Raw genomic sequence first — 879 nt, forward strand, 5'->3', positions numbered from 1 at the left:
TTGCTGTTGGGTGTATTGGCTATGGCCTGTCATTGACACCCCGTATACGTCGCCTTTCTCAGACTGAAGAGGCCATAAAATGAACAACATTAAAATTGAAGAAGATCTCGTAAATCATGGATTCACCGGTAAAGATCTCGCTGAAATGCGCAAGAGACTTAATGAATACAATATAACCTACCCAGCCTTAATTAAGGCATTGCACTCGCAGTTCATTGTCATTATGTCAATAATTGTTTTTTTTATTGCTGTGTGGGTGTATGTGATTGTTTGTGAAGATGAGTCTTCAGTAATTTCTTACTCGATTACTATGATAATAGTTATCCCTATAATATATATTTTTGGTGCTTTGAAACTGAGCTTTAAAGCTTTCAAATATAAAAGGCTTCATTGATTCTTGGTGCTTTCAGTATCAAGTAATGTCTTTATGGCCATTGAGTCGTTATAGATTTCAACACCTAAATCAAATCGGCTCATTTGTTTAATTCCTCTGATGTAATCAGTTGGCAGGTGTCTGAAGAGTCTCCAGATTTCTGGTTTTACTATGAGTCTGCTCATCCCATAAGCTGAAAGGCCTAAATCCATGATGGTATAAGCAAGTTCACCTGTTTTTTCATCGAAACCAAGAAACTCTGCGCCTGCGATATAGGATCTCTTTAATAAACCCCGGGAGTCATCAACACCATGATATAAGTTCAATGCTGATTCCTGGACGCTATTAGCACCATGGGCTATCAGTAGAGCACCAAACCCAGCACCAAAAACCATTCCCGTTGCTAAAGATGCCTCTATAACGCCGATCCCTGCTATTACCTGAAGGCTTCCAAGAACAATCCCCACACCGTTAATAACCCAGTGCCAGACATTATCGCTCTTAAT

Annotated in this window: 2 protein-coding genes; one reads left to right on the forward strand and one right to left on the reverse strand. The window is 39.5% G+C overall.

Annotation, left to right across the window (positions count from 1 at the left end):
* Positions 1-79 precede the first annotated feature (79 nt).
* Positions 80-394: a hypothetical protein gene (locus HA48_RS21935; RefSeq protein WP_128603180.1), complete on the forward strand. Its 315-nt coding sequence runs from the start codon at positions 80-82 to the stop codon at positions 392-394.
* Here HA48_RS21935 and HA48_RS21940 read toward each other — a convergent pair.
* A partial coding sequence (locus HA48_RS21940) for a DUF4225 domain-containing protein (RefSeq protein WP_128603181.1) occupies positions 388-879 on the reverse strand: 492 nt, incomplete at its 5' end. The genes HA48_RS21935 and HA48_RS21940 overlap by 7 nt on opposite strands.

Source organism: Pantoea wallisii, from assembly GCF_002095485.1.
GTDB classification, from domain to species: domain Bacteria; phylum Pseudomonadota; class Gammaproteobacteria; order Enterobacterales; family Enterobacteriaceae; genus Pantoea; species Pantoea wallisii.